The organism is Desulfoscipio sp. XC116 (genome assembly GCF_039851975.1).
Lineage (GTDB): Bacteria > Bacillota > Desulfotomaculia > Desulfotomaculales > Desulfallaceae > Sporotomaculum.
Genome location: NZ_CP156660.1, coordinates 1883374 through 1909331 on the forward strand (window position 1 = coordinate 1883374; position 25958 = coordinate 1909331).

The window sequence follows — 25958 nt, forward strand, 5'->3', positions numbered from 1 at the left end:
ATTAACTAAATTATATCAATCTTTTTTGGAAAAGCAATGCTTTTTATTTCACCATATAAAAACATATATTTTTTTCTTTTGCCGGCCGGCAAAAGAAAATTCCGCAGCTGGATAGCTGCTTGAAATTGACTTTCATAATGAGTTTAACCAAAGCTTATACGATCCCCTGTGCCATCATGGCCTCGGCAACTTTCAGGAACCCTGCGATGTTTGCTCCGGCAATGAGGTTGCCTTCCATGCCGAATTCCTTAGCTGCCGCATTAATATTGCTATAAATGTCTATCATAATATTTTTAAGCTTGGCATCAACTTCTTCGAAGGTCCAGGAGTATCTCATGCTGTTCTGGGACATTTCCAGTGCCGAACATGCTACGCCGCCTGCATTTGCAGCTTTGGCGGGGATATAGATTATCTTGCTTGCAAGAAATTCATCGGCTGCTTCGGGAGTCGATGGCATATTGGCGCCTTCGCCAACTGCAAAGCAGCCATTACTGACAAGAATTTTAGCCGCTTCGCCATCTAATTCGTTTTGGGTGGCACAGGGAAGGGCAATGTCACACGAGATGGTCCAAATTCCCTGACAGCCTTCATGGTATTCGGCGGTCGGATGCTCCTTGATATATTCTCTGATCCGTTTGCGTTCAATCTCTTTCAATCGTTTCACCGTAGCGAGTTTAATGCCGTCCTTGTCATAGATATAGCCATTGGAGTCACTTAGGGCAACAACTTTGGCGCCGAGCTGCTGTGCTTTTTGGGTGGCGTATATGGCAACATTACCGGAACCGGAAATAACTACGGTTGCTCCAGCGAAGGATTTGCCTTTGGCTTTGAGAGCCTCTTCCATAATGTATGCCAAGCCGTAGCCGGTTGCCTCCGTCCGTGCCAGACTGCCGCCATAGGTCAGGCCTTTTCCGGTCAGGACACCTTCGTACAGGCTGGTAAGCTTCTTATATTGTCCAAACATATAGCCTACTTCACGACCACCTACCCCAATATCCCCGGCAGGGACGTCAGTGTCCGCACCTATATAACGGTAAAGCTCATTCATGAAGCTTTGGCAGAATCTCATTACTTCACTTTCGGATTTGCCTTTGGGATCAAAGTCACTGCCGCCTTTACCGCCGCCTATGGGCAATCCGGTTAAAGAGTTTTTGAATATTTGCTCGAAGCCCAGGAATTTAATAATACCAATATAAACAGATGGATGGAAACGAATTCCACCTTTGTAGGGCCCAATGGCACTATTGAATTGAACCCGGAAACCGCGGTTGACTTGCACGTTTCCCCGGTCATCCACCCAAGGCACTCGGAATAAGATTTGTCTTTCCGGTTCAACGATTCTTTCAAGAATCCCGGCTTTCTCGTATTCCGGACGTTGGGCTAAAACCGGTTCCAAGGAGTCTAATACCTCTTTCACAGCTTGGTGGAATTCAATTTCACCGGGATTGCGCTTGATTGCTTGTTGGAGAACATTTTGCGCATAAGACATTTCAATAAACCCTCCTAAGTATTTTTGCCCGCCGACTTACTATGCTTATCCATTATCCAGCCCGGGGTTTGCGGGGTGGTATTTACATCCGGAGCTGGGATGTTCGCTTCCGGTCCAATAACAGTGCTGAAAGCTCCAATATAGAGCCGCGGCCCAACTAATCCAAGGGATAACTTTACTATCGCGTGCCTTTGCGGAATGGATTTGTCCGTCTCACGCGATTGTAATGTTATTTGGCCTTTCAGTTAGTTAAGATTGGGGAACCATATGTAGTTGCCAACATATTATTTTCAGAATGGTATTCCAAAATACTAATATTTTTAAAACAGAAACGAATTTCTCATCGTGAAATATATTATCACATAGTAAAAGAAAAGAAAAGAATTTTAAAACATATTTTAGAAAATATACATAATACATAAACGGCTCTGCGCAACTTCTCTTTCCTTGACAACTTAACTGTGTTGTGTATACAATTTTCAAAGGTATGAAATAATATAGCGCTAAGGAGATAGGATTTAAATGACTAAACAAAATAATAATGGAGATGACACTAAAACAGTTCAGGCAGTGGAAAGAGCTTTATTTATATTGGAAACTTTGGCCGAAGCAGGTGCTCCCATTACTATTACCGAACTGGCGCAAAAGACAAACCTGACTTTGGGTACCGCTCACCGGCTCTTATATACCATGATGCAAAGGGGTTTTGTGGAGCAAAATTCCGATAACAGTAAATATCGGCTGGGAATAAAAGCATTTCAAATAGGTAGTGCGGCGGCTTATTTTAAAGATTTACACTCCGTAGCCCGACCGATTATGGAAGATTTGCAGCAAAGATATAATGAAACGGTAAATTTAGCTACCCTTGACGGCTCCGAGGTGGTTTATGTAGACCAGGTGGAGTCTACCAATATTGTGGTAGTCAGGATGTTTGCCCGTACCGGCAACCGTGGTCCCGCTCATTGTACAGGCTCTGGAAAGGTTTTATTGTCCAGTCTCCCCCAAGACCAGCTTAAGGATATAGTATATAATATGCATTTAGAGAAATTCTCCAATGAAACCATTACAGAACCGGAAATGCTTATGAAGGAGCTAAACCGGGTTAGGTTGGATGGCTACGCACTGGATCTCGGAGAGAGGGATGAAGGAGTGCGATGCGTGGCCGCGCCAATTAAAAATATGGAAGGTCGTGTTGTAGCTGCATTGAGTATTTCCGGGCCCAGTATCCGCATTACTACGCCATTTATCAAGAATGAACTGGTGGATGCCGTTGGGGATGCCGCTAAATCAATATCTATTCAGTTAGGTTATAAAGGAGAGTAACGGATCTTGAATACAATCCGGCAATCCTTTGGGTATTTGGTTTATTAAAAAAAGCCTGGTCCTTCTTGGGCCGGTTTTTTTAGTTTAATCCGGTAAAAACTTAAAAAGTTTGCATCATCTTGTTCCCAATAGCTAAAATTTTTTACTTATCTTCTCCCTCCAAACAAGCGATAACACCGTCCTGTTATTCCGCAACTGTCTCGTTGTTTGATGTCCTTATTTATTGAGCGGGTTTCCATATGGTGAAAACTTATATTCATTATCTAAATCTCATATTGGCTCATATACTTGTATGCAAATACAGTTTCCACAATGTGAAATGCATTAAAGTTGCATTATGTATGCAAAATCCTTAGTTGCTAAGTGTTTCGGAGTAAATGTTTTCATATGGTGAAAACGTTTTCTATTGACTGATTAGTCGCTTAAGGCTAAAATGTTTTCAAGATCGTGAAATATTATTTCACATGATGGAAAGTACAGTGATGTACATCAATAGACATAGGAGGTCTGATTAATGAGTTACAGTAACGGAATCAATGCCAGCGCAGCAACATTGACCAAGAACAGAACACCGGGTAATATTTGCTCCTCCAGCGGCTTATGCGCAACCTGTATAGACGGCTGCCCGGGCCTTTGCGAAGTAGGCAAATCGGCTTATCGGGGTCGGGAGCTCATTTACCCGCAGCCATTCGGCACTACTACCAGCGCTTCCCAGAAGGAGTACCCGGTTGATTTATCTCACTTGAATATTATGGGCACAGCTGTAGGGGCACATGGCATAGAGGCCGATAGCGATAAGGCCACTTTCCCGGTTGTTAATTTGGAAACACAAATCGGTTCCACCAACACAATCAATCTCAAACTGCCTATTGTTATACCCGGGCTTGGCTCAACCCAGGTGGCCAAAGAGAACTGGGAAGGTCTGGCTATTGGCGCGGCCATATCAGGCATTGCTTTGACCATTGGAGAAAATGTCTGCGGTATGGACCCCGATGGGGAAATTAAAAACGGCCGCGTGATTAAGTCTCCGGACATGGCGCGCCGGGTCAAACTCTTCCAGGAATGGTATAACGGTTATGGCGCTATTGTGGTGCAGTTTAATGTTGAGGATACGCGTCTCGGAGTGGCCGAATATGCGATTAACGAGTTAGGCGTGGAAGCAGTGGAGATTAAGTGGGGTCAAGGTGCCAAGGATATCGGCGGTGAGGTGAAGCTGCCCTCTCTCGAACGGGCTCGACAGTTAAAATCACGCGGATATATCGTATATCCCGACCCGGAAGATAGGCATGTGCGGCAAAGCTATGAACAGGGAGCGGTGCAAGGTTTTGAGCGGCATTCACGCATCGGCATGGTTGACGAAGAATCATTCATGGCCCGGGTAGCCGAGTTGCGCAGCCTGGGAGCCAGGCACGTTATGCTGAAAACCGGCGCCTATCGTCCGGCGGACCTGGCTCGGGCCGTTAAATTTGCTTCTCTGGCCAAAATAGATCTTTTAACTATAGACGGCGCCGGTGGCGGCACAGGTATGAGCCCCTGGCGGATGATGAACGAGTGGGGCGTGCCTACTGTCTACCTGGAGTCGTTGCTGTGGCAGTACATGGAACGCATCAGGGCCAAAGGCATGTATGTGCCCAAAGTAGCGGTAGCCGGCGGCTTCTCCCTGGAAGATCATATGTTTAAGGGCCTGGCTCTGGCGGCGCCCTATATTAAAGCCATCGGCATGGCCCGGGCTCCGCTGGCCGCTGCCATGGTGGGTAAAACCATCGGCAATTATATCAATGAAGGCAAAGTGCCGGCCGATATGGCCAAGCGATACGGTAATACCGTTGAGCAAATCTTTACCGCTACTACCACGTTGCGGCAACAGTATGGCGATGATGCAGATAAAATTCCCGCCAGCGCCATCGGTGTTTACAATTACTTTGATCGACTGGCCGTGGGGCTGCAGCAGCTTATGTGCGGCGCCCGCAAATTTAGTATCCGGCACATCACCAGAGACGACCTGGCCAGCATCACCCGTGAGGCGGCGGAAGTTACCGGTATTCCGTATATTATGGATCTGGATGGTGAAGAAGTGGAGCAAATACTGGGTTAAAAATAAAACATACACATATTTAAAAACTATGACCGGGGTCTGGTTAACCGACCAGGCTTCCGGCCGTCCTGTCTAAAGCAGATAAGTCGTTTCTTTCAGCCGTAATTGGTTACTCTAAAGCAGGATTAGTTCAGGTCACAGTTAAACCCGTAAGGAGAGGTTGTCCCATGCCGACCGGCAATGAACGAAAAGGAAAAACTGTACAGGCGGTGGATCGAACCCTGGCTATTTTGGAAGCCCTGGCCAAACACAGAGAACCAATAGCACTGACAGTGCTCAGTGTCAAATTGGGGCTGAATATAAGTACGGTACACCGACTTCTTAATACACTTATAGTAGCCGGGTTTGTAGAGCAAGAGCCCAACCAGGGGCATTATCGTCTGGGCCTGAAAACATTTGAAATAGGCAACGCTGCTCTGTATAACCTGGATATTCGCTCTATTGCCAAGCCCTATTTAAAAGAACTGGTGGATAGGTGTGGTGAAACGGCCAATCTTTCTGTGCTCAACCGCGGCGATGTAGTTTATATCGATCAGGTGGAATCGGTCAGCATAGTTAAAATGTTTGCCAAACCCGGGACCAGGGGGCCGGCTTACTGCACAGCCAGCGGCAAAGTGCTGCTGGCCGCCCTAACCCCGGGCGAAGTAAATTTAATTATTAAGGAAACCAAGTTTTTTAGACATACCGAAAGCACCATTACCGATCATGAACTGCTGAAAAAGGAGTTGACCAAAATACGGAAGCAAAATTACGCTGTAGATTTGGGTGAATTAGAAGAAGGAGTAAAGTGTGTGGCAGCGCCTATCCGCAATCATGAAGGCAAAACAATTGCCGCCATTAGTGTTTCCGGGCCGGATGTCCGCATCAGTCATGGCTTTCCACAGGCCGAATTAATTAAGATGGTCACCGAAGCTGCCAATCGCATATCTCTTCAGTTGGGCTTTTATCGTTAAATGCTGTAACTCAACTTTAGGGGTCAGGAGGTGCGCGATGAACACCAATGATAAGATAAGTACAGGCATGAAGGGTTTTGATCAAGCCATTGACATGCTGCGGCCGGGTGATAACGTGGTGTGGCAAGTAGATGCAGTCTGTGATTACCGGAAAATCGTTGAGCCCTATGCAGTCCGGGCCAGGCTGGACCAAAGAAAGCTGGTATACGTCCGCTTTGGCAGCCGTGCTCCACTACTGAAAGACAGCCCGGAGATTAAAACTTATCACCTGGATGCGAAAAAAGGCTTTGAAAACTTTGCCACAGCGGTGCACAGTCTGGTGGAGCAGGAAGGGCGGGAAACATTTTACGTTTTTGACTGCCTGAGTGATTTATTGGCATACTGGTATTCTGACTTAATGATTAGCAACTTTTTCAAAGTGGCCTGCCCATTTTTGCATGAACTGGACACCGTTGCTTATTTTGCCGTTAAACGCAATGTACACACTTGCGGTACTATTGCGTGTATCCGTGAAACGACACAGCTGCTGCTTGATTTATACCAGGTAAAGGATAAATTTTATATTCACCCCCTTAAAGTTTGGCAGCGTTATTCGCCCACCATGTTTTTCCCGCATTTAATTCAGGATCAGGAGATTGTCTGTATCACGTCCGGTTCTGGGACCGCCGAACTGTTCTCGGGCATTAACCGTGGCGAGGAAAGACTTGATTACTGGGATGTCGTTGTCAACCGGGCTAAAGCTGCGCTAACTCTTGGTCCGGAAAAACAAGAAAAGGCTAAAAGACTATTAATGACGCTGGTTATCGGCAGTAAGTCTGGAATGTTCGAGCTGTGCGACCGGTATTTTACCCTAAAGGACATTATAAATATTGCAGCCAGGGAAGTGGGATCGGGCTTTATCGGGGGTAAGAGCGTGGGTATGCTTTTGGCGCGGAAAATCTTGGAGCGGGAAAGCCATGACCGCTTTACTTCTTATCTGGAACCCCATGATTCTTACTATCTGGGGTCGGATGTTTTTTATACTTATATCGTGCAAAACGGCTGTTGGAAGCTGCGCATCAAACAGAAGACAAAAAAAGGTTATTTTAAATACGCGCCCGAATTAAAGGAAAAAATTTTAAACGGTAAGTTTTCGGAGCTCATGCGGGAAAAATTTATGCTTATGCTGGAACACTTCGGGCAGTCACCCATTATTGTACGTTCCAGTTCCCTACTGGAGGATAATTTCGGCAATACCTTCGCAGGAAAATATGAAAGCGTGTTCTGCGTAAATCAAGGTACCCTGGAAGAACGCTATACAGACTTTGAACAGGCAATCCGCACCGTTTATGCCAGTACTATGAATGAGGATGCACTAGCCTACCGGATGACCCGGGGGCTTTTTGATGAAGACGAACAAATGGCCATACTGGTCCAGCGAGTGTCCGGGGACTATCATAAAGAAAAATTTTTCCCTCATGTGGCAGGGGTGGGCAACTCTTCCAACCTTTATGTTTGGGACAAAAGCATGGATATGAACGCAGGTATGCTGCGCCTGGTTTTCGGTTTGGGCACAAAGGCGGTGGAAAGAACCTCCGGCGATTACGCCAAAATTGTTTGCCTGGATAATCCTTTACGGATACCTCCTATAAATCGCCGGGATAAAAAGAAATTTTCCCAGCATTATGTGGATGTGCTCTCTTTAAAAGAAAACACCTTAGCCAGTCAAAGTTGGGAAGAAATCGTTGATGACGATTTTAAAGCAGACAAAAATCTGTTTGCCTCCCGGGACCAGCGGACAGCCAACCGCTTGCGCGAGCTTGGTTATACCAGCAACCATTTGGCTGACATCCTTGATTTCCATAAACTGCTTAAAGATACCGAGTTCCCGGGTCTGATGCAAGACATGCTGGCAATTTTATCCGGAGTCTACAATTATCCTGTGGATATTGAATTTACAGTTAATTTCACGCCCGACAACCATTTTAAGGTCAATCTTCTGCAATGCCGCCCGCTGCGAACCAAGGGCCTGGGTAATGCAGTGCAGATGCCGGAGCCGGCGGACGAGCGGGACTTTTTCTTATCCACGCGGGGTAACTTCATGGGCGGAAACCTGCGCTTACCTGTTGATTTTATTGTTTATGTAGATGCGCAAGCTTATGCGGAACGCAACGAACGGGATAAATGCGCGGTAGCCAGACAGATCGGCTTGTTAAATAAGGCATTGAAAGGGAAAAACGTCATGCTGGTGGGACCGGGCAGATGGGGAACCACCACGCCGTCGTTGGGCGTACCGGTGCATTTTACGGAGCTGTGCAATATGTCGGTTATCTGCGAGGTGGCCTCCTGTAAAGCGGGATTTACACCTGAGCTGTCATTCGGCACACATTTTTTCCAAAACTTAGTAGAATCGGATATTTTTTATGTGGCTATTTTTGACGGGCAAAAGGATGTTGTTTTTCACCCGGAGCATATTTTAAAAAGAGAGAATATGCTGGCCGGTCTTTTTCCCCAATGCTCGCAGTTTACCGATGTAATCCACGTTGCTCAAACAGATGGTCTGGTATTATTCTCAGATATTTTAACCCAAAAGCTGTTGTGTAAATATAGTTCGGAATATAAAACACTCCCGCTTTTGCAGACGGGAGCGCTTAATTAAATTATTATAGACATCCATCTTAGGCGAGAGCGTTTTTACTAAGCCTATGGGCTTGATTTGCTGTAAATTGCGTTGTTGGTTCCGGGCGTTTGGCGTAACCGGTGCGCATACTTGTTGCGTTCTGCTTAGCTATTGCAATAGGTCTCCCAGCGCTGCTGTTTCCGTTACCGGTTCCCGGCAGGCCCGATCCCGGCAGACGTAAGCGGTAGCACGTCCATCAATGGATCTTTGCTTCCTGGTATGGGGAGCCAATTTTTCTATTTGTTCACCGCCATTTCCTTCCGGTCGATAGATGATCACCGCGCCCGGTGCGTACTGCCGCTGGGCTAGACGCAGCATTTCCGCCACTTGTGGATCATCCCTTTGTCCCGTGATGACAATTTCACTGCTGGGTCCGCCGGCATACAAAAGAGCCGTCATGAAATAAGCGTATCCCCTGGGATGTTCTGCGGCCGACCCGGCAAAAACATTTATCTGCCGCTGGGCTAATTCATCCAGCTCGCTGTCACCGGTGATGGCGGCAAGCTGCAGAAGGTTCATAGCCATTACTGAATTTCCCGAAGGCATAGCTCCGTCATATATTTCCTTGGGGCGGGCAATCAACTGCTCGGAGTCGGCACCGTAGAAAAAGAACCCCCCCCGCTGACTGTCCCAAAACAAATCACGCACCTGGTGAGTTAAGTCTATGGCGCGACTCAAGTAAACCACCTGGAAAGTAGCCCGGTACAGTTCCAGTAGCCCCCAGATTAAAAATGCATAGTCGTCCAAATAGCCGTTAAAGTCGGACTCATCGTCCCGGTGACGGGCCAGCAATCGGCCATCCGACCTTTGCAGCTTGTGCCTAATAAATTGTTCCGCCTTTTCAGCCGCTTTCAGGCAGCGGCTCTCTCCCAGCACGGCGGCACCCCGGGCCAGAGCGGCTATCATTAACCCGTTCCAGGCTGTAAGTATCTTATCATCTTTAAATGGGTGTACTCTTTTAGACCTGTATTCAAAAAGTTTTTGTCGGCCTTCGTCTAATAGCTGCAGCAGCGCACGGTGCTCTATGCCAAGTTTTAGGACGAATTCGTCAGTCGAGGCGGCAATTAAATTGGGTATATTTTTACCTTCAAAGTTACCGCTTTCGGTAATGTCATAAACCTTACAGTAAATGTCGCCATTTTCACGTCCCAATATCTGGCGTACTTCGGCAGGACTCCAAACGTAAAATTTTCCTTCCACCCCTTCGGAATCGGCATCTTCGGCAGAGTAGAAACCTCCTTCGGGGTGAGTCATATCTCTTAGCACATAGGTAAATATTTGTCGGGCCGCCCGGGCATAAAAATCATCTTGGGTAGCTTGATAGGCTTCCAGAAATGCCAGGGCCAGCAGAGCATTGTCATATAGCATTTTTTCAAAATGCGGCACCAGCCACTTGGCATCGGTGGAATAGCGGGCGAAGCCAAAACCCACCTGATCGTTTATACCGCCACGGTATATGGACTGCAAAGTCTTCTTAGCCATGTCAAGAGCTGCATCTTCTCCGGTTTGCTTCCAATAACGCATTAAAAAAAGCATATTATGCGGAGTTGGAAACTTGGGAGCGGAGCCAAAACCACCGTATCGTTTATCAAAAGACTGTCGGAATTGCTGATAACCCTGGGTTGTTATAGCAGCCGGCGGTTCGTCCGACAATTGGTTGTCCGGTGTAAACTGCACCTGTCCGGTAATCTTGTGACTGATTTGGATAAGCTTTTCCCTATCCTCAGCCCACCTGTCAGTCACTTGTTCCAAAATATCCAGCAGCCCGGCCCTCCCCCAGCGGGAACGTTTGGGAAAATAGGTGCCGGCAAAAAACGGTTTTTTATCCGGGGTCATTAATATGGTCAGCGGCCAGCCCCCCTGCCCTGTCATGGCCTGGCAAACAGTCATGTATATCTGGTCAATATCCGGACGTTCCTCCCGGTCTACTTTTATGGAGATAAAATTACGCTTCAGTGCAGCGGCCACTTCCTCGTCTTCAAAGGATTCCCTTTCCATGACGTGACACCAATGACAAGTGGAATAACCAATAGAAAGAAATATAGGCTTATCCTCATTCTTTGCTTTGGCAAAAGCCTCTTCGCACCAGGGATACCAGTCCACCGGATTGTAGGCATGCTGTAAAAGATAAGGTGATTTTTCCCGGCTCAATCTATTGGGTACTCTGTTTTTATCAGTAGGCATTGGATCACCTTCTTTCCTTTTTGAAAATTATTCTATCTTTTAAATTAATGTACCCCAAAATATAAAGGGATACCATAAAAGTATCCCTTTATTTGAAATTTATTTTTATGTCTATTTTTTCATTATATTACTCAAGTCCATCTTTGAATAAACAATCCTATGAATTTTAACCACCTGTGTTTTTAGTGCATAAAAGACGGCATAATTTTTGACCGGCAGCAGCCTGTATTCATCAGTCAAGGCCTCGATTGGCTAATACATCTTACAGGAATAAGGAAATTGTCCAAGCCTGGATATAGATTCATCCAGACAATCCAATAAGTCCAGCGCAGCTTTTGGCTCTTTCAAATGATCGGCAATATAGTTTGTGATATCGGCTAAGTCCTTCCTGCTGGTCAAGGGTAAATATTTGATTTCATACATCAACGGGCTCCACTTTGTCAGAAAGCTTTGATCTTAATTCATTAAACATCTCTTTATGGGAATGTCGCTTATCCGTTGTTTTAGCTTCTAATTCAGCTTCCTTCAATTTGAAATATACTTCACTTTTAAATTGATGACGTTCATAAGCTTCCATACTCATAACAACCATATCGCCATAACCGTTTTTAGTCAGAAATACCGGTTCGGAGGTTTCGTGAACAATTCTTGAAATATTAGCAAAATTATTTCTCAAATCAGATACGGGTCTAATTCGCGGCATACTATCCCTCCATTAATTAAATTAGCATAATTCTATCATAATTATGCTAAAAGAGTAAATCTTATATTCTTCTTGATGGTTACATGAAAAAGCAACTTCCGGTTCTTCAAATAAAGTGGCATTTACCTTTATTACAAAGGTCCGGTGGGATAGGTGTGATTGCTGTCACGCGAGAAAGAAGCCTAAAAAGCCTTATGTGCTGCAATAGCCCCACAAATCTGTGCACGAAATGTCGGATCAATTGATTATGCTTCTGATATTCTATTGATGAGAGGAGGTTATGACAATGGGTATGCTTAAACAGATGAATGCCGCATTAACCTATATAGAAAAGAATTTGGCTGATGATATTGATTTCAAGGAAGTGGCTAGAATTGCCTGCTGTTCAGAATATCATTTTAAAAGAATGTTTTCTTTCTTGGCCGGTGTTCCGCTATCGGAATATATCCGCCGCAGGCGCCTCACCCTGGCAGCCTCTGAGTTGAAGAACAACGATTTCAAGGTAATTGATGTTGCAATTAAGTATGGCTACAATTCTCCTGATTCCTTTGCAAGAGCTTTTCAATGTCTACATGGGGTAACACCCACAGAAGCAAGGAATAATGGCTATTCTCTAAAGGCATATTCGCCCATGACCTTTCAATTATCAATCAAAGGGGGGAAAGAATTGAACTATCGGATCGAAGAAAAAGAAGCTTTTCATATAGTTGGTATCAAGAAACGAGTCCCCATCATTTTCCATGGGGTCAATCCAGAGATTGCCGCTATGTGGAAAAGTTTAAATCAAGAAATGATAACAAAACTTAAGAGCCGTTCTAATGTGGAGCCTTTAGGACTGCTTAGCGCATCCTCGAATTTTTCCGAAGGCCGAATGGAGGAGAAAGGGGGACTTGATCACTATATAGGTGTGGCCACAACGGAGGAAGCTCCGGGTTACTTTGCGCAACTTAATGTTCCTGCCTTAACCTGGGCTGTTTTTGAAGCAGTGGGTCCTTTCCCAAATACGCTGCAAGAAGTTTGGGGAAGAATCTATGCGGAATGGTTTCCTTCAGTGAGCTATCAAGCTGAAGAAGGACCTGAGATTTTATGGAATGAGCATAAGGATATGACTTCTCCGACCTTCAGAAGTGAGATATGGATACCGGTTAGAAAAAAATGAGTTTTTTTGATGAAAGCAAGGCGTTAAATTACTGACTTAATGTCTTGCTTTTTTTTATCGTTCACTTCTGCCTGTCTTATCCGCCTTTTTCGGCAGGACGAGCAGGGCGCTGACAAGCGTGAGCAGGAGTAGTACGCTCCCGGAAACAAAAAACCACAACGGCACTCCCCTGCTTTCGGCAATTGGCCCTGCTATAAGCAATCCCAAAGGCATAGTTGCTGAACTGAGGCTCCCGATCAGGGAAAAGGCACGCCCCATCCGGTCCGGGGCGATGGTTTCCTGCATATAGGCGATATAGGGGATGTTGTACAGGTTGCAGCTGGCCCCCAGCAGTGCGCACAGCGCCGCGAACACCCAGAACCAGAACATTTCCGCAGGCAGCAGGCCGCATAGCAATGAGGATATCCCCATGCCCAAAAGTCCCAGATGGATAACCGGAAACTTGTTTTGGATGGTGCCGAACTTTCCAAGGAATATGGCGCAGAGCATCATGCCCATTGCATAACTAAAGTTGACCATGCTTGCATGCCAGGCGTCGGCTCGAAAATAGTCACTGGTCATGAGTGGATAGTAGGTGGATAAAGGCGCGTAAAACACCATGCCGAGCAATGTGGCCGCCGTTACAATAAACAGCTTTCTATCTTGACAGATAGCCGCCGCTCCTTCCTGCATTTCACGGAAGAATCGCGGTATTTGTTTTATCTGCCGTTTTGGATCGGGTATTTTGACAAATGCTACTGTCGTGCTTGCGACGAGCGCGCCCGCTAAATCGGACAGCAATATGATCCACAGCGGCAGAACTGCATACATGGCCGCGCCCAACACAGGCCCCAGCAAAAAAGCACCCGACTGCATGAACTGGCTCCAGCCGTTGGCGCGCACCAATTCCTGCTGCGGCACCAGCATGGGTACCGCGGCTTGAATAGCCGGGCTGTGAAACACATTGCCCACTGCTCTAACACCAAGAACCAGGCATACCGACCAATAGGGCGGATTACCAAACAGGAAGAAAAAGGCGAAAACAAGGGCTGCCAGTCCAATGAAAAGATCCGCCGCTATAATGACTGCTTTTCGGTTGAGGCGGTCGACCCATACGCCTGCAAACGGGCCGAGAAGCAACTGAGGTAAAAATGCGCATACGCCTGCGATTGACATCATAATAGGCGATGCCGTTTCAGTTGCCAGCCACCAGATCAGAGAAAACTGCACGGCGGCGCTGCCTATGAGGGATACCGTTTGTCCACTGGCTATGGTGAGGAAATCCCGCTTCCACTTATTCTGTTGTTTGTTATTCATGAACATCTTCTCCAAGAACACACATGAAGGTTTGTTTCCTTGGGTTCGCAACCAGCACCAGGAACAGCCAACTTGTTCGCTGTTGTCCGTGCAATTAGTTATCTTTACAAATTCCTTAACCTGGTCGCCCAATTGCCTGATTCCTGTTTATCTGCCCATTATAGCTAATTATGTACCATCAGTAAATAGCCGTAACCACAGATAATTATCAGCTTTTATATTTAAAAACTGATGATCCCCAGGTGTTCAAACAATATTTTCAAACCTATTAAAACCAGTATAATACCGCCGACAAGCTCAGCTTTCGATTTAAATTTCGCACCGAATATATTGCCGATTTTTACACCCAGCATAGATAAAGTGAGCGTAATAATCCCAATGGATAAAGTCGCTGGTATAATATTAACACGGAGAAAGGCAAATGACACGCCTACCGCCAGCGCATCTATACTTGTGGCAAGAGCAAGAGGCAGCATTTCCGCAGGGCTTAAAGAGGCCTCCCTAGTGTGGGGACGTTCTCCACCCGGACATTCTCTGTCCGTGCATGTTGCAGCAGGACATTCCCTGTCTGCACATCCTTCTTTTTTAAAGCTGCCCGCAAACATTTTACCGCCGATAAAACAGAGCAGAGCGAATGCAATCCAGTGATCAAAAGTGATTATCTTGTCGGCAAACCGTGTAGCAAGCATGTACCCGATAAGCGGCATAATCGCTTGAAAAAAACCGAAATACAAGCCGATAATCAATGATTTTTTTATGGTCGCTTTAGGCATGGTCAGCCCGAAACAAACAGCTACAGCAAAGGCATCCATAGAAAGCCCAATAGCAATGAGGAATAATTCCGGTAGATTCATATATATTCTCCTTTACCAAGTGTGATTTACAAAAGGAAAAGCCCAAGTATTACTCGTACGAGCATATACCTGGGCTTTTTATAAAAATAAAGACCATGTATAGCTGTAAAAGTTATACATGAGTCTCGTTTTTTAAGACAAGCCAGACCGTTGCCGATCAGTATGTTGACTTGCCACGCATTTGCGCTAACTACTCCCTCACGGGCATTTTCAATTGTCCCAGTAAAAATACCACAAACCTATGTGCGTGTCAATAAAAACTTATATCACATAATTAATCAAATGTAAAACTTGAGCAATGGCCAAATCATCAGAGAAGAGAGATACTTCATCGTAAGTTTCACGGATATTGATGATTTTGCCAAAGCAGTACGGGAGTACTGGGGAGTGGAAAACGGACTGCACTGGCATTTGGAATTTACCTTTGGGGACAGGTTATACCATACATATTGTCATATGTTAATAATTATTATGATTATCCGTCAATAATTACAGACGACTTTTTTGACCCGGTGTAATAGTAGCCTCTACCATTTTTAAATTTGATGCTTACTGCTTGTCGTCTGGCCGCCATATCCTGGTATATGTTCCAGCTTCAAGTAGTTACCTAAACGAAATTGTGTTATACTATAATGAAAAAGCATGATAAGAAGACAATTGGATTCAAAGGAGGGTACGAGCTATGACAGAAAAAAAGTATACAATAGAAGAAATCAAAGCTATTGTAGGACCTATTGCAAGGAAATATGGAGTTGAACGTGTATATTTGTTTGGCTCCTATGCCCGTGGAGAGACTACTGGTAGCAGTGATCTGGATTTGCGAATAGATAAAGGTACTTTAAAAGGAATGTTTGCTCTATGTGGGCTGTATACAGAAATTGAAGAAGCTTTGAAAATGAAAGTTGATGTTCTGACAACAGGCAGTTTGGAAGATGACTTCCTTCATCGAATACAGAAGGAAGAGGTGCTCATCTATGCAAAATAGCCGGAATGCTGATGTGCTTCGACATATCATTTCATATTGCAATGACATAGTAGAAACAATTGAACGGTTTGGAGAAGATTACGAAGTGTTTGCAAAAGATTCCGTTTATAGGAATGCCACTGCTCTTTGTGTATTACAAATTGGCGAATTAACAAGTAACCTCACAGATGATTTTAAAAAAACTTACGCTGGAATGCCGTGGACACAAATTAAAGCATTACGCAATGTAATTGCGCATAGTTATGGCAAAATTGATGTTGAGAGCTTATGGGAGACCATAACAGGCGACATTCCCAAATTAAAAACATATTGTTCCAGTATTATTCAAAAGTTTGATGTATTGATGCAGGAGAGCATCACGAAAGCCGAAGATGAACAAGAAATTAAAGATATTTCAATTGATTAAACAACACATTGCCATAATAATACACTTTTTTTAGGCAATTTTATACCCCCCGCCACAGCATTATGCCGTGGCAAACTCCAACTGTAAATATTTTCGGAAAGATTATCGCAGGTAAGAGCCAAGGCATATTCATGTTCCTGTCTAAGAAAGTTTTTATCCTTATTACGGTAAATCCATAATATATATTCTTTATTATCCATGCTTTCAGCCCTTTGCATAGTCATAGTTATACCAAACGCTATTTACCCCCATTATTTACCTATGCATTTGTTCTGCCAATTTAATTTGAATTTGCATATTCTATATTAGCAAGGCTCAAGTAGATGCAATAGGGCATCTACCTTTCAGGCAATGTCGCCCGCCTTTTATGGTGGGCGACATTTTTATTTTTTTGGCCGGGCCGTGCTCGACGGGGCTAATTAATATTTTTAGATTTATCTTTATGGGAGGGATAGATTGTATGTGCGGAATTACGGGCTGGATAGACTGGGATGCAGATCTTACCCGGCAGCGCCCCATACTGGAGGCTATGAATAAAACGCAGTGTCACCGCGGCCCTGATGCCGGCGGCGTGTGGTTTTCAACCCATGCCGCCCTGGGCCACCGCCGACTGGCGGTGATTGATCCGGCCGGCGGCGGGCAGCCCATGCTCCGCTGCCGGGGGGATAATACCTATGTAATAGTGTATAACGGCGAGCTTTATAATACACCTGAACTGAGGAGGACATTGGCAGCTCGCGGGCATATCTTTAGCGGGCACTCGGACACCGAAGTGTTGCTGCTGTCTTATATTGAATGGGGGAAAGATTGTGTTGAGCGGTTAAACGGTATCTACGCTCTGGCCATCTGGAGTGAGCAGGATCAGAGCCTGTTTATGACCCGGGACCGGCTGGGTGTTAAGCCGCTGTTCTATGCCCGGCGGGGCAACGCCCTTTTATTCGGTTCAGAATTAAAAGCACTGTTGGCCCACCCGGCGATACAGCCTCAAGTGGATGCCGACGGGCTGGCGGAAGTGCTGATCATGTGCCCGGGCCGCACGCCGGGCCACGGCGTATTTAGCAATGTATACGAACTTAAACCCGGCCATTGCCTGATTTATAATCGCCGCGGACTATACACATACCACTACTGGCAACTGGAAAGCAGGCCCCACGAAGATGACCCGGAGAGCACTGCCGCCAAAGTGAGGGATCTTTTCTGCGATGCCGTGACGCGCCAGCTGGTAGCTGACGTACCTGTTTGTACTTTATTATCGGGTGGCCTTGATTCCAGCGCCATTACCGCAGTGGCGGCCGGGGACCGGCGGCAGGCCGGGGCTGAAGCGCTGCACACCTGGTCTGTGGATTATAAGGATAACGACCGGTATTTTGTGCCTAATTTATTTCAGCCCAATACTGATGCCCCGTGGGTGAAGCGCGTCTCAGAAAGCCTGGGTACCGAGCACCATGCGTTTATTATTGACACCCCTGAACTGGCTGAGGCACTGACCACCGCTGTTAGAGCCCGCGATTTGCCTGGTATGGCCGATGTGGACGCATCGCTTTATCTTTTTTCCCGGGCGGTAAAACAATTGGCTACCGTCGCCCTGTCGGGAGAATGCGCCGACGAAATATTTGGTGGTTATCCCTGGTTTCACAAGCCTCGGGCTGCGACAGAAGGTACATTTCCCTGGCTGCGAGGGTCTGATGAGCGCGTAAGTATGCTGGCGCCCGAAATAATTGATCTGCTGCAGCCCGAAGCATACGTAAACCGGCGTTATCAGGAAACGCTGGCGGAGGTGCCCCGGCTGCCGAATGAAAAACTTCGGGATGCTCAACACCGGGAAATGATGTACCTGACCATGAACTGGTTTATGGCTGTCTTACTGGAACGTAAAGATCGCATGAGTATGGCTGTGGGTCTTGAAGTGCGCGTTCCCTTTTGTGATCACCGTCTGGTAGAGTACACCTGGAACATACCCGGGTCAATGAAAAACTTTGGCGGTATGGAAAAAGGCATACTGCGCCGGGCGCTGGCCGGCTTACTGCCCGAGGAAGTACTGAGCCGGCGCAAAAGTCCCTACCCCAAATCCTATCACCCGGCTTATCTGAACACTGTGCGTCAAATGGTTTTGGAAATATTAGAGGATAATTCGTCACCGCTGCTGCCGCTTATTAATGTAGATAACGTACGCAGTATGACTAAATCGGCCGGCTCATTTTTTAACAAGCCTTTTTATGGCCAGCTAATGACCGATGCACAGTTTTTGGCTTACTTAATTCAGGTAGACACCTGGCTGAGGGAATACAAAGTAGTGATAAGCTAACACATAAAAATATATCTGCATAAAATTATGCCATGCCGCCATGCCTCTACTTAATGACGTACTATCAAGTGAGCAAAAAATATGTGCCGCAATGATTTCCCGGGGGATACATTGTGGCACATATTTTTAAAAGACATAAGAAAGAAAGATAACTGTCTTTCTGCTTACCTTAAACAATATTTTTGCTTTCCAAGAAGAATAGAATCGTTATTTTGGCTTCTCTTAATAAGCATATATTTGCCCGTAGGGTCTTAATGATACCGGGATTAGTTTTTGAAAACTACCGCTTAAAATTTCATTCGCTTCACCGCCAAAGTGATTACAGTACTCTCGCACATAATGCCCGACAATTTCCCAGTCCCGCTCATCCAATGGCCGTACCCCCACTTCCTTGCCCAGCTGGTTTTCCATTAGACAGCCCCGCAGGTAAATGACCCCGCCGTGCATACCGGTGCCTATATAATGCGCTCGATGCGGCTCGCCGTCTTTTAAGTTTAAACCAAGCAGCAGAACCATCCCCCCGGCCATGTACTCACCCAAAAAGTCCTGAGCCGTACCACCCACAACCAGCACCGGTGCTTTATCCCGGTATTCCTTCATATGAATGGCGGTGCGGTAGCCAGCGTTGTCCCTGATAAATATTTGGCCGCCGCGCATTGACATGGCCGTTACATCTCCCGCCCGACCATGTACAACGATTTTCCCGGCGTCCATGGTGTTACCCACGGCATCCTGGGCATTACCGTGCACAATTATCCGATGACCGTTTAGAAAGGCACCCAGATCACTGCCCGGGAATTTATTTATCTCAATGGTTATTTTCTTATCTAACTGGGGCAGACAGAGCCTGGTTCCAATATACCTTTGTCCAAATACATTATCAATAACCAGTTCGGTACTGCCTCTAAGCACAGTTTCCCTAAGTAAATCATTTAACTCCTTGTGTTTTAGTCCACGGGCATCAATAGTGGCCCGACAGCCGTTAGTGATCACCCTGGCGTCATATAGCATATCAGCGGACATCAAATCGCCTAAAAAAACATCGCGATAACCGAACTTTACATTTAAACCGTTCATATAATCACTCCCCTGCTCCTTTTACCCCCAGCACGTTCAACTCCCACTCTTCAAGTCCCACGCCGCGCAGATGCTCTCGATTGGCGCGCAGGCTTTCAATGGCATTAACGCCCAATCCGCCGAGCATCTCCTGAATTTCATGGCTCCAGGCTCTTAAAAGGTTCAGCAATCTTTGGCCGGCCAGCTCGGGATTTAATCGCTTGGTCAAGTAAGGATCCTGGGTACAAATTCCCCAATTGCACCTGCCGGTATAACACTTGTGACAAAGAGTGCAGCCCATTGCCACCAAAGCGGCGGTAGCAATATATACAGCGTCAGCCCCCAGAGCGATAGCTTTAATAGCGTCCGCGGAAGATCGTATACCTCCGGCGGCCATTATGGAACACTTATGCCGGATACCTTCGTCCCGCAGACGTTTATCTACTGCGGCCAGGGCCAGCTCCAGCGGTATGCCCACGTTGTCCCGGGTAGCCAGCGGCGCGGCCCCCGTGCCTCCTCTGATGCCGTCTATGGTTACGATATCCGCGCCGGCCCGGACGATACCGGAAGCGATGGCCGCTACATTGTGTACAGCGGCAATCTTCACCGCTACCGGCTTAGTATAATTAGTGGCCTCTTTAAGTGCGTAAATCAACATTGACAAGTCTTCAATGGAATAAATGTCATGCTGAGGCGCCGGTGACAGTGCATCCGTTCCCCGTGGGATCATCCTGGTCTCCGCGATAAAATCGGATACTTTTTCTCCCGGCAGATGCCCGCCGATGCCCGGCTTGGCTCCCTGACCGATTTTTATTTCAATAATCCGGGCACTGTTCAAATAATCCGCATCAACACCAAACCGTCCGCTGGCACATTGTACAACGGCGTTATTGGCGTATTCCTCACGCATTTGTTCCGGCAGCCCGCCCTCACCTGTGTTGAACAGGACACCTGCCTTCTTGGCCGCTATAGCCAGCGCTTTAAAAGCCGGATAACTAATGGCGCCCAGGGACATGGCGGATAACAATAAGGGTATGCGCACCGGCACATTGGGATACAGCTCGGAGGCTACACGCGGTTTGCCGTCACTGTTATAATCGATTTTCAAAGTATCCGGTTTACGTCCTAGAAATGTTTGCAGCTCCATAGGCTCGCGCAGCGGATCGATTGAGGGATTAGTTACCTGGGAAGCGTTCAATACCAGGTGATCCCAATAAATTCGGTACGGCTTGTCATTACCGCTGCCGGTAAGAATAACACCGCCGGTAGCAGCCTGTTTTTTTAAGTTTTGCAGTTTATCCCTGGTCCAACTGCTGTTGGGGCGGTAATCGGCCAGCCGGGGCCTAACATACAGAGCATCGGTAGGGCAAAGAGCCACACATCGCTGGCAGCCCACGCAATCTTTTTCAGAGGAAAAAAATCTATCCAGTTCAGCATCGTAGAGATGCACCTTGTTGGCACACTGCCGCTCACATACCCGGCAGCGGATACATCTGTCTTCCCTCCGTTCGATGATAAATTCCGGTAATAAGTAAGAATACATGTTTACCACCCTCAAATGGATTTATTTAAGCTCTTTAAGTGATCCCGGGTGTGCATCCTGACCACCACCGGCTCACCGCCGGGGGGCGTCCAGGCCAGCTCCAGATCCGGACATACCGCCCGGATGGCTGATTCTTCCGAGGACAAAAATACCAGCTTGCCCTTGGCTCCCGCCGTAATAGGCCGCAGCCTGATGCGGTCGGTAAGCCCGATCATTTCGTGATGGTGGGCGACAATTACGGTAAAAGGCCCGTTCATCAGCAGCGGTGCATAAGTCATGCGCAGCGCCGTATAAAGTTTCCGGTCGCCATCAGCCATTTGCTCGATGTCCTCCCACATGGGCGGGGCAAAAATTTTCGCGGCTATTTCAATAGGCAGTCCCTGCCGTCGCATTAACAAATCCACCGCATAGGCCAGCACTTCCGTGTCCGTGTGTAAGGTACAGTAATAGTTATGCATTTCCAAAAACCGGCGATTGGTACCGTAAGATGAAATTTCGCCATTGTGCACCACAGTCCAATCCAGTATGCTCAACGGGTGTGCCCCGCCCCACCAGCCAGGCGTGTTCGTGGGGAACCTGCTGTGCACCGTCCAGATATATCCTTCGTATAGTTTATCCAGCATAAAGTAATCCGCTATTTCCTCGGGAAAGCCTACACCCTTAAAGACACCTACATCCTTTCCCGATGAAAAGACATAAGCGTCCTCAATATGGCTGTTTAAATGCATCACCCGGCTAATTACATATTCGTCATCCGGTATGCCCTCATCGGCGCTGCTTTTTTGCGGAGCTATGAAATAACGCCATGCCAATGGGGGGGCAAACAAGCGAATATCCGGGTTGGTAGGTATTTCTTCATCGAACACTACATAGAAATGCTTTTTTAAAAACGCTTCCGCCACCTTTTTAGCCGCCATATTTTTGTCCTGATAGATAATGTGCAGTGCATAATAATCTTTATATTTGGGATACAGTCCGTAAATAGCAAATCCGCCCCCCAGACCGCTGCCCCGCACCTTCATGTTTTTTATAGCGTCGATGGCTATTTGCCCCCCGAATCTGACACCGCCGGTATGCATTACCCCGAACAGACCGCAGGCATCCATCTCTTTGTCAGGCACAAATCTTTCACTCCGGTAATACTGTTGCACCAGCATTTATACCACCCCTAGAATTACGTCATCTTGCAGTAACTGCCAACGCAGTGTCTCCGGCAAATCCGCATATCCAAAACTATTTTTAAACATTTCCTTCCGAAAGCCGCGCACGTCAACCTTACGACGCATTAAATTTAAAAATATACCGGCTCTGTCTATTTGACCAACCAGTATGAAACCGGTAATCGTACCTTCTTTAGAGAACACAAATTTACGGTAAACTTTTTTTTCTGCGTCATAATTTTTAATTATATCGAGACTGTCATTTTGATTTGCTTCGGTCACGTTAATGCCGGCGCTGACTATATTAACATCGAAAAAGTGCATGGCATTCATCTGGGTGCCCAGAGTGTATTCCCTTTCCGCGCCGGCCATGTTGTATCCGGCAACACGTCCGCCCAGGTAGGCATTGGGCCAAAGAGGCATATTTTGCACAGCATCTGTTAAAAAGTTATATGTGGATGCGCAATCTCCGCAGGCAAAGATGCCCGGTACCGAGGTCTGCATTTTTTTATCCACTACTATTCCCCGGTTGACCTGGATACCCGCATGCTCCGCCAACTCCACTCTGGGCGCCACGCCCACGCCTACTATAAGTAAATCACAGGGTATGGTGCGGCCGTCCTTTAAAGTAATACTCTCCACGCGTTCGCCGCCGTGTATTTGTCCGATAGTATTGTTTAAATACAAATCCACTCCCGTTTCACGCAGTGCGTTTTCAACCAATTGAGAGGTGGTTTCGTCCACCACCGGTGCTAAAAGCCGGTCGGCCAGTTCCAGTACATGCACCCGGATACCTTTTCCGTGCAGCACCTCGGCGGCCATCAAGCCGATTACTCCGCCTCCCAGTACAACCGCGCTTCGTACACCGGGCAATTCCTTTTCGATACCCTGCACGTCGGACATACTGTGAAAACTATAAACATTTTTTTTATCCAGCCCTGGTATAGGCGGATAAAACGGTTTTCCGCCGGCAGCAATAAGCAGCTTGCCGTAACTCATGCTGTTGCCGTCATCCAGTTTCACCATCCGCACAGCGGTATCAATTTTTACGGCTCTGTGTCCGTTAAAAACGCCCACATGAGCGCGGTCATAAAAGTCAAGAGGCCGGTAGTACAATCTGTCCCGGGCGATATGTCCGCCCAGGTAATAAGGGATCAGCGCTCTTGAATATACACGACACTCTTCTTCGGACACCAGGGCCATAGTTCCGCTTTTGTCCACACTTCTTAAACCCTCAATGCAGCCCACAGCACCCGCGGAGTTACCGATAATCAGGTAATCATAACCACCCATATTACTCATCTGTGATCTCCCCCACATAAAATTAGCAGTCCACATATACCAGTGCTTCGTTGGGACAGCGACTTACGCAATATAAGGTATCCATACCGGCGCACAGGTCGCATTTGATAATGCCTCTTTGCCGGGGATTTATTAAAATGTTGCCGTAAGGACAAGTCAGCACACAGCTATAGCAACCCACGCATTGGTTTGGGTCATGGACTACTATCCCACTCTCCGGGTCTTTACTTAAAGCCCCGCTGATACAGGCGGCAACACAGTCCGGCTCGGCACAATGCCTGCACTGCAATGCAAAGGTAAGCGGCAGTTTTTCCTCTACCACCAGCCTGGGCAGCGGTTTGTTTACTTCATATAGAAAAGCTTTTACAATATGCTTGGATTTGGAGTGGGCTACCGCACACCATACCTCACACAGGTGACAGCCCATGCAAACTTCGGGCTTAGCCATAATTCTCCCCATAATCTTTCATCCCCCCATGTAAATACACTACCGCCGGCTATTTATGATATAGTTAGCGTAAAATAAAAGGCCCCCAAGACATGCCTATGGACAGGCAGTATCTTGGGGGCCGCATCGCCCTTATTGCGCGGACTCGTCATTGAGCCGTCAGTAAAATTATTGATTATAAAAAACATCCCGACAACTCGCTGTAAGCAAGCTATTGGGACGCCGTTGTCCTTAAATATTCATTTGCTTTTTTAATTATACTAATTTGCTGCGAAAAAGCAATATTTAATGACCGGAAATATTGTATACATATATAACGTTTGCGATTGGCTATTGCAATTTGAAAACGTTTGAATTATAATGACCTTGTTAAATTTAATAAACATTAATACAACGATGTATTAATAATTAATGGCGACGATGCCCACGAACAGTTATGAATAATTGTTCGTGGGCTTTTTATTTTTAACCGTGCAACGTTGTACGGTAACCCGGCGAGGAAGCCGGCACAAGGCTTATTTAATCGGATCTTGTGTCGGCTTTTATTGTATAAAAAGATAGTCATTCAATTATTGGAAAGGTGGTTTTCGGTCATGGATAAAAGAGAGGTCATTGCCGAGGCAAGAGAAAAGGGAGTTAAGTTTATCCGGTTGCAATTTACTGATTTGCTGGGGGTAATGAAAAACGTAGCCATCACAATTGATCAGCTGGAAAAAGCTTTGGACGGGGAATTAATGTTTGACGGTTCCTCTATATATGGTTTCACCAGAATAGAAGAGTCCGATATGTACCTGCGTCCTGATCCCAACACTTTTGTGGTGTTTCCCTGGCGGCCCAGGGAAGGTGGGGTAGCCAGATTAATGTGCGATATCTACAATCCCGATGGCAGTCCTTTTGACGGTTGTCCCAGGGTAATCTTACAGCGCCAGCTGGCCAAGGCGGCGGAACTTGGTTATACCCTGCAAGTGGGACCGGAGCTTGAGTTTTTCCTGTTCTGCATGGATGATAATAACGTGCCAACGCTAAAAACCCACGACAACGCCGGATACTTTGATCTTTCACCTGTGGACTTGGGAGAGCAGGCTCGCAGGGAGATAGTGTTAACTCTGGAGCAGATGGGCTTTGAAATTGAGGCCTCCCATCACGAGGTGGCTCCCGGCCAGCATGAAATTGACTTTAAGTACTCGGATGCTTTGGATACAGCCGATAAAATCGTTACCTTTAAATTCGTCGTAAGAACAATTGCCCAGCGGCATGGTCTACACGCGACATTTATGCCCAAACCGGTTTTCGGCATCAACGGCAGCGGCATGCATACCAACCAATCTCTGTTTAGAGGCAACAGAAATGCTTTTTATGACGAAAAGGGTTCTATGCAGCTAAGCAAAGAAGCATACTATTATATCGGTGGTTTATTAAAACATGCCCGGGCACTGGCCGCTGTAACCAATCCCACAGTCAACTCCTATAAGCGCCTGGTACCCGGATATGAAGCACCGGTATATTTGGCCTGGAGCGGTTGTAATCGCAGTCCTTTGATTCGTATTCCCGCTAAGCGGGGTCAAAGCACCCGGGTTGAACTGCGCAACCCGGATCCGTCCTGCAACCCGTATCTGGCCCTGGCGGGATGCCTGGCGGCCGGTTTGGACGGCGTTGTCAATCAGATCGATCCGCCTCCGGCGTGCGACAGAAACATTTACCGAATGACTGATGCGGAATTGGATGAACTGGATATTAAATCGCTACCCGGCAGCTTACAGGAAGCATACGCGGAATTGAGCCGGAATGAGACTATTAAAGGTGCGCTGGGTGAGCACATTTATGAAAAGCTGTTAGAAGCCAAGGCTAAGGAATGGGAAGCATTCTGTTTGCAAGTGCACCAGTGGGAAATAGACCGCTACCTGACCATGTTCTGATAAACTAAGCTAAACTAAAATAAAATAAAAAATTAAGATACATTGCTGTATCGCTGCGGATAAAGAAGTCCTGACACCGGGAAACAGGTGTAGGGACTTCTTTTTTTATAAAAATTAGCTGT

The 25958-nt window shown here is 46.7% G+C and carries 21 protein-coding genes; 9 read left to right on the forward strand and 12 right to left on the reverse strand.

Features of this window, described 5'->3' with window-relative positions; genetic code table 11:
- Positions 1 to 154 precede the first annotated feature (154 nt).
- Complete coding sequence (gene gdhA / locus ABDB91_RS09020; RefSeq protein WP_347491260.1) at positions 155 to 1489, reverse strand: NADP-specific glutamate dehydrogenase; 1335 nt, start codon at positions 1487 to 1489, stop codon at positions 155 to 157.
- A 14-nt stretch (positions 1490 to 1503) separates the two neighbouring features.
- Positions 1504 to 1734, reverse strand: coding sequence for a Glu/Leu/Phe/Val dehydrogenase dimerization domain-containing protein (locus tag ABDB91_RS09025; RefSeq protein WP_347491568.1), 231 nt, complete (start codon positions 1732 to 1734; stop codon positions 1504 to 1506).
- Positions 1735 to 2011: 277 nt separating this feature from the next.
- Between ABDB91_RS09025 and ABDB91_RS09030 the strand changes: the two genes are divergently transcribed.
- From ABDB91_RS09030 to ABDB91_RS09045, 4 genes are all read left to right on the forward strand, one after another.
- Positions 2012 to 2812, forward strand: coding sequence for an IclR family transcriptional regulator (locus ABDB91_RS09030; protein ID WP_347491261.1), 801 nt, complete (start codon positions 2012 to 2014; stop codon positions 2810 to 2812).
- 514 nt (positions 2813 to 3326) lie between these two features.
- Positions 3327 to 4907 carry an FMN-binding glutamate synthase family protein gene (locus ABDB91_RS09035; protein WP_347491262.1) on the forward strand — a complete coding sequence of 527 codons (1581 nt, stop codon included), beginning with the start codon at positions 3327 to 3329 and terminating at the stop codon, positions 4905 to 4907.
- A gap of 167 nt (positions 4908 to 5074) precedes the next feature.
- The gene (locus tag ABDB91_RS09040; RefSeq protein ID WP_347491263.1) at positions 5075 to 5860 is read left to right on the forward strand and encodes an IclR family transcriptional regulator; all 786 of its coding nucleotides are present in this window, start codon (positions 5075 to 5077) and stop codon (positions 5858 to 5860) included.
- Positions 5861 to 5897: 37 nt separating this feature from the next.
- Positions 5898 to 8498 carry a PEP/pyruvate-binding domain-containing protein gene (locus ABDB91_RS09045; RefSeq protein ID WP_347491264.1) on the forward strand — a complete coding sequence of 867 codons (2601 nt, stop codon included), beginning with the start codon at positions 5898 to 5900 and terminating at the stop codon, positions 8496 to 8498.
- Positions 8499 to 8627: 129 nt separating this feature from the next.
- Here the strand turns inward: ABDB91_RS09045 and ABDB91_RS09050 are convergent, their stop codons facing one another.
- Positions 8628 to 10703 carry a thioredoxin domain-containing protein gene (locus ABDB91_RS09050; protein WP_347491265.1) on the reverse strand — a complete coding sequence of 692 codons (2076 nt, stop codon included), beginning with the start codon at positions 10701 to 10703 and terminating at the stop codon, positions 8628 to 8630.
- 415 nt (positions 10704 to 11118) lie between these two features.
- Positions 11119 to 11406, reverse strand: a complete 288-nt coding sequence (locus tag ABDB91_RS09055; RefSeq protein ID WP_347491266.1) for a type II toxin-antitoxin system Phd/YefM family antitoxin — start codon at positions 11404 to 11406, stop codon at positions 11119 to 11121.
- Positions 11407 to 11692: 286 nt separating this feature from the next.
- Between ABDB91_RS09055 and ABDB91_RS09060 the strand changes: the two genes are divergently transcribed.
- Positions 11693 to 12565 (forward strand): AraC family transcriptional regulator, encoded by an 873-nt coding sequence (locus ABDB91_RS09060; protein ID WP_347491267.1) that lies wholly within the window; start codon positions 11693 to 11695, stop codon positions 12563 to 12565.
- Positions 12566 to 12619: 54 nt separating this feature from the next.
- Here the strand turns inward: ABDB91_RS09060 and ABDB91_RS09065 are convergent, their stop codons facing one another.
- A complete protein-coding gene (locus ABDB91_RS09065) occupies positions 12620 to 13861 on the reverse strand; it encodes an MFS transporter (protein ID WP_347491268.1) in 1242 nt (413 codons plus the stop codon).
- A gap of 221 nt (positions 13862 to 14082) precedes the next feature.
- Positions 14083 to 14715 carry a manganese efflux pump MntP family protein gene (locus ABDB91_RS09070; protein WP_347491269.1) on the reverse strand — a complete coding sequence of 211 codons (633 nt, stop codon included), beginning with the start codon at positions 14713 to 14715 and terminating at the stop codon, positions 14083 to 14085.
- Between the two features lie 682 nt (positions 14716 to 15397).
- Between ABDB91_RS09070 and ABDB91_RS09075 the strand changes: the two genes are divergently transcribed.
- Positions 15398 to 15700, forward strand: coding sequence for a nucleotidyltransferase domain-containing protein (locus ABDB91_RS09075; protein ID WP_347491270.1), 303 nt, complete (start codon positions 15398 to 15400; stop codon positions 15698 to 15700).
- Positions 15690 to 16106 carry a HepT-like ribonuclease domain-containing protein gene (locus ABDB91_RS09080; RefSeq protein WP_347491271.1) on the forward strand — a complete coding sequence of 139 codons (417 nt, stop codon included), beginning with the start codon at positions 15690 to 15692 and terminating at the stop codon, positions 16104 to 16106. Before ABDB91_RS09075 ends, ABDB91_RS09080 begins: the two co-directional genes overlap by 11 nt.
- Here the strand turns inward: ABDB91_RS09080 and ABDB91_RS09085 are convergent.
- Positions 16103 to 16306: a hypothetical protein gene (locus ABDB91_RS09085; protein ID WP_347491272.1), complete on the reverse strand. Its 204-nt coding sequence runs from the start codon at positions 16304 to 16306 to the stop codon at positions 16103 to 16105. The genes ABDB91_RS09080 and ABDB91_RS09085 overlap by 4 nt on opposite strands.
- 260 nt (positions 16307 to 16566) lie before the next feature.
- Between ABDB91_RS09085 and asnB the strand changes: the two genes are divergently transcribed.
- Positions 16567 to 18411 carry an asparagine synthase (glutamine-hydrolyzing) gene (gene asnB / locus ABDB91_RS09090; RefSeq protein ID WP_347491273.1) on the forward strand — a complete coding sequence of 615 codons (1845 nt, stop codon included), beginning with the start codon at positions 16567 to 16569 and terminating at the stop codon, positions 18409 to 18411.
- Between the two features lie 222 nt (positions 18412 to 18633).
- On the opposite strand, the gene ABDB91_RS09095 is transcribed toward asnB, so the two are convergent.
- The 5 genes from ABDB91_RS09095 to ABDB91_RS09115 are packed head-to-tail and all read right to left on the reverse strand — an operon-like array spanning position 18634 to position 23932.
- Positions 18634 to 19488 (reverse strand): hypothetical protein, encoded by an 855-nt coding sequence (locus ABDB91_RS09095; protein ID WP_347491274.1) that lies wholly within the window; start codon positions 19486 to 19488, stop codon positions 18634 to 18636.
- A gap of 4 nt (positions 19489 to 19492) precedes the next feature.
- Entirely contained in the window at positions 19493 to 21010 is a 1518-nt protein-coding gene (locus ABDB91_RS09100; RefSeq protein WP_347491275.1) for a glutamate synthase-related protein, read from the reverse strand.
- Between the two features lie 11 nt (positions 21011 to 21021).
- A complete protein-coding gene (locus ABDB91_RS09105) occupies positions 21022 to 22167 on the reverse strand; it encodes a glutamine amidotransferase family protein (RefSeq protein WP_347491276.1) in 1146 nt (381 codons plus the stop codon).
- On the reverse strand, positions 22168 to 23472 hold the full coding sequence (locus ABDB91_RS09110) for an FAD-dependent oxidoreductase (RefSeq protein WP_347491277.1): 1305 nt from the start codon (positions 23470 to 23472) through the stop codon (positions 22168 to 22170).
- A 22-nt stretch (positions 23473 to 23494) separates the two neighbouring features.
- Positions 23495 to 23932: a 4Fe-4S dicluster domain-containing protein gene (locus ABDB91_RS09115; RefSeq protein ID WP_347491278.1), complete on the reverse strand. Its 438-nt coding sequence runs from the start codon at positions 23930 to 23932 to the stop codon at positions 23495 to 23497.
- A gap of 581 nt (positions 23933 to 24513) precedes the next feature.
- Between ABDB91_RS09115 and glnA the strand changes: the two genes are divergently transcribed.
- The gene (gene glnA, locus ABDB91_RS09120) at positions 24514 to 25836 is read left to right on the forward strand and encodes a type I glutamate--ammonia ligase (RefSeq protein ID WP_347491279.1); all 1323 of its coding nucleotides are present in this window, start codon (positions 24514 to 24516) and stop codon (positions 25834 to 25836) included.
- Positions 25837 to 25958: the final 122 nt, after the last annotated feature.